Origin of the sequence: Bacillus sp. JJ1474 (genome assembly GCF_036965225.1) — a bacterium.
In the GTDB taxonomy this organism is placed as follows: Bacteria; Bacillota; Bacilli; order Bacillales; family Cytobacillaceae; genus Cytobacillus.
In genome coordinates, this window is sequence record NZ_JBALPC010000319.1 from 1,907 (window position 1) to 5,456 (window position 3,550).

A 3,550-nucleotide genomic window follows, 5' to 3' on the forward strand; every position below is an offset into this window, starting at 1 on the left:
AAAGGAGTGATTTTTAGTATCCACTCCTTTTTACATCAGATTATCTTGTTTTTTTAGCAATCATTTCGATCTCAACTTCAGCCCCTAACGGTAAAGCTAACACCGCTATACATGTCCGAGCAGGGAATGGACTGGAGAATTGCGTTTCATATACTTCATTCATTGCCGCAAAATTATTCATATCAGTTAAATAAACATTTACTTTCACTACATCATCAGATGTTAGGCCAGCTACCTCTAATACTTCAAACAGGTTTTTGAAACATTGCTTCGTTTGTTCCGCAATATCTCCAGTAAGATTTTTCGCTGAAATGGAGTTCATTGCCGTTTGACCTGAGAAATAAACAAATTCTCCTGCATCAATTGCATGTGAATATGGTCCTGATGCTGTTGCACTCTTTGCCTCGTAAGCTTTTCTTGCCATGATATTTCTCCTTTGCTTCTATAATATTAATTCAAATTACAATATTACTAAAAGACTCCGCTCCTTTCAAACATTAAACACGGTATGCAGTTGTAATTCCTAGCATGCACTTTTTCAAATATGTATAAATTACTTAATTAGTTCTTCATTAAAGACAATATCATTTAAAGCAATTTGCAACGTTCCTCTATATTCCGCAGCATGATTAATATTATTTTCAGAGTTTATTAAGCTCTTCACAATTACTGGACGCAGCCCAGTAAATAAAGATTTACATCCCATCATGAAAAATGCCTTCAATTAATTTTTTGAAATGAGCGGTCACCTCATCATCCATATGTGCCACTCCAGAAAGATCAATAATTAACTTTTGAATTTGACCATTTCTAATCTCGCTAAACACTTTATCTTGTATAGTAGACATACGTACTTGATTAATTGAACCTATTAAAGGCAAAACACTAATCTCTCTATTAATAGGAATAATAGGAACAGATAAATTTCCAACTAGCTTGCGCTAATTTTCGAGGAGTTCATCCTTGTATTTTGAATAGCGTATAAAGAAATTCGTAAGAAATTGGTCAATTAATACATTTATTTTCTTCTCCAGCGAATAAAAGGTTTCTCTATTCACTTCATTATTACTGTTGAGATCATTATAGGATTAGTTTACTAAAAAACAAGATTAGGAACATAATAACTGTCAAAATATTCTTTCTATTGGAAAAAGAAGTGTTTTCGTAGTTTGGCAGTATGAAAAAATAAAGGCTGCATCCCTTATAGAAGGTATGCAGCCTGCTGTCATTCAGTTAAGAATTGTAAATTCTCACTGAGATTAATCTATTTGTTTTTTAGCACTAATTTTTTATTAATTCGTATTTTCCTTTGAAGATCCGAAAAGCTTATTATCCAATGAAAACAATTGGCTTCCATTAATAACAAGTACAACTGCCATTGCTAATAATGCTAAATCTAATTCATACCCTCCTGGTGCGATAAAACCAACAGATAATTTTGCTGTAAAGATAGCGCCAAGCATCACTAAAGCAATTAATGCTGAGATAAGCTTGGTTCCAATTCCTAAAAGTAAGGCAATTCCTCCAACAAGCTCAATAACAGAAACAACATAACCTAAAAAGCCCATAATTCCAATACTTTCAAACCAGCCTGCTACATTACCAAGACCCATTTGAAATTTAGCTACACCATGAATTAAAAAAGTTACCCCTAAAACTATACGAAGAATTAACATACTCCAACCATTTTTTTGTTTCATTATTTATTCTCCTATTCCTATGATTTTTTTAATTTATTTAGATTAATAAATTTTAGCTAATAATTAAACTTTCAAGCAAATACGGTTTCCAGAAGGATCTAAGGTAATGAAACATCCATTTTCTTCAATGACGGAAGCCCCAATATTCCTCAGCTGATTGATAATATTATTTCTTTTTTCCTCATTTGAAAGCATTAAAGTAAATGATTCAAGTCCAACACTATTAGGAGAAGGTGTAGGTGCACCTACGCCATTCCAAGTATTTAAACCAATATGGTGATGGTATTTACCATCCGCAATGAATAGTGCTTGAGTGCCATATCGGTTTACAACTTCAAATCCGAGTCCTTTGATATAAAACTCTTCTGTCTTTTTTAATTCGGATACATGCAAATGAATGTGTCCCATAACGGTGCCAGCAGGTAGACCTTTCCATGATTGCTGTTTACCTCCAGCTAGAAGATCTACAAAATTTAATGGATCAACCGCCATTTCCACTTCACTGTTCCCCCAGTTCCATTCGGAAGGATCACGGTCTGTATAGATTTCAATTCCATTTCCATCTGGATCAGATAAGTAAAGGGCTTCACTCACAAGATGGTCTGAAGAACCAAACTGCAATCCTATTTCCATAAAGTGGTGCACAATTTTAGCTAAATCAGAGCGTCTAGGCAGAAGAAGTGCAAAGTGATATAATCCCGTAGTTCTTCCTTGTTTAGGAATTACGTCATTGGGTTGTTGAATTGATAATAATACTGTCTTTCCATCCGCACTCAAGTTAGCGGATCTTTCACTTTTTTCTAAAACTTTAAAGCCGATTACTTCTTGATAAAATGCTAACGACCGCTCTAAATTTTGTACCTTTAAGTTAACTTGACCTACGAATGTAATAGGTTCATGATGAAAATTCATTTTAGTTGCCTCCTTCGTTATTTATTTTGTTCTTAACGAACAAATTGTTTTTAACACACAATTCGTCTGTTAGTTACTTTATGTAAGTTAGTATATTATTATAATTAAAGAAAGTCAAGTAAGTTATTTATAAAATATAATTTAATTATTTATAAATATGTTTATAATATAAGTCAGGAGTTGATGTAATTGAAAAAGTCGATTTGTCCTAGATTTGAAACAGCTATGGGGTTATTGAGCCAAAGGTGGACTGGAATGATTATCTACCAGTTATTATTAGGTCCGCAGCGTTTTTGTACGATTGAATCTTCAGTGGGTGTAAGTGGCAGAGTGCTGTCAGAGAGGTTAAAGGAATTGGAGAACAGCGGAATAGTTAAACGAGAAGTTTATCCAGAAACCCCTGTTCGAATTGAATATTCGTTAACAGAAAAAGGTTTAGGCTTGGAACCACTTATGAGAAATATAGAAAAATGGTCACAAGAATGGTTAGACGCTTAATTGTAAACCCTATTGAACTTAAGAATTTATAAAAAAAGGATGCACTAGGTAAATTTTTTACCCATTGTATCCTTTTTTACTATTGAATAAGTTTAGTAGTTTTGTTTTATCAATAAGTGCACAAAAAAAATCACCTTCAATTGAATGAAAGTGACTTTTTGAATGATCTGAGAGGGATTTGAACCCCCGACCCCTACCCTGTCAAAATCAATTCTGAAAAAAATATGGGTAAATTAAGACAAACTGAATTAATTAAATATTGTTAAATCAACGTTTGTTGTATAAATTAATAAATCTATATAAATTAAATACAATCTAAAAAATTAAGTATGTGCAATTAATGTGCAATCTTGTTTTAAAGGAAAAATATATGGTCAAAATTAGATAGAGACTAATTTCCCATAAAAAAGTCTTTTTTCAACTTGCAATAACTATTATAT

6 protein-coding genes are annotated in these 3,550 nt (G+C 32.6%); 1 reads left to right on the forward strand and 5 read right to left on the reverse strand.

Translation table 11 applies throughout. The annotated features are described in order from the left end of the window. Window positions 1-40: 40 nt before the first annotated feature. From V7164_RS25300 to V7164_RS25320, 5 genes are all read right to left on the reverse strand, one after another. Window positions 41-424, reverse strand: coding sequence for a RidA family protein (locus tag V7164_RS25300; RefSeq protein ID WP_335348237.1), 384 nt, complete (start codon window positions 422-424; stop codon window positions 41-43). Window positions 425-553: 129 nt separating this feature from the next. Beyond that, window positions 554-709 carry a hypothetical protein gene (locus V7164_RS25305; protein WP_335355604.1) on the reverse strand — a complete coding sequence of 52 codons (156 nt, stop codon included), beginning with the start codon at window positions 707-709 and terminating at the stop codon, window positions 554-556. Continuing rightward, window positions 696-911 (reverse strand): STAS domain-containing protein, encoded by a 216-nt coding sequence (locus V7164_RS25310; protein ID WP_335355607.1) that lies wholly within the window; start codon window positions 909-911, stop codon window positions 696-698. The genes V7164_RS25305 and V7164_RS25310 overlap by 14 nt, the downstream gene beginning before the upstream one ends. Before the next feature lie 381 nt (window positions 912-1,292). Next, on the reverse strand, window positions 1,293-1,700 hold the full coding sequence (locus tag V7164_RS25315) for a DoxX family protein (protein ID WP_335355605.1): 408 nt from the start codon (window positions 1,698-1,700) through the stop codon (window positions 1,293-1,295). A 63-nt stretch (window positions 1,701-1,763) separates the two neighbouring features. Next, window positions 1,764-2,612, reverse strand: coding sequence for a VOC family protein (locus V7164_RS25320; RefSeq protein WP_335355606.1), 849 nt, complete (start codon window positions 2,610-2,612; stop codon window positions 1,764-1,766). A 189-nt stretch (window positions 2,613-2,801) separates the two neighbouring features. Here V7164_RS25320 and V7164_RS25325 point away from each other — a divergent pair, with 189 nt between their 5' ends. Further along, on the forward strand, window positions 2,802-3,110 hold the full coding sequence (locus V7164_RS25325) for a winged helix-turn-helix transcriptional regulator (protein ID WP_335348228.1): 309 nt from the start codon (window positions 2,802-2,804) through the stop codon (window positions 3,108-3,110). Window positions 3,111-3,550 lie beyond the last annotated feature (440 nt).

Bases quoted from the DNA above. Each gene is read 5' to 3' on its own strand.
- V7164_RS25300 (WP_335348237.1), bottom strand. From the start codon at position 424: ATGGCAAGAAAAGCTTACGAGGCAAAGAGTGCAACAGCATCAGGACCA.
- V7164_RS25305 (WP_335355604.1), bottom strand. From the start codon at position 709: ATGATGGGATGTAAATCTTTATTTACTGGGCTGCGTCCAGTAATTGTG.
- V7164_RS25315 (WP_335355605.1), bottom strand. From the start codon at position 1,700: ATGAAACAAAAAAATGGTTGGAGTATGTTAATTCTTCGTATAGTTTTA.
- V7164_RS25320 (WP_335355606.1), bottom strand. From the start codon at position 2,612: ATGAATTTTCATCATGAACCTATTACATTCGTAGGTCAAGTTAACTTA.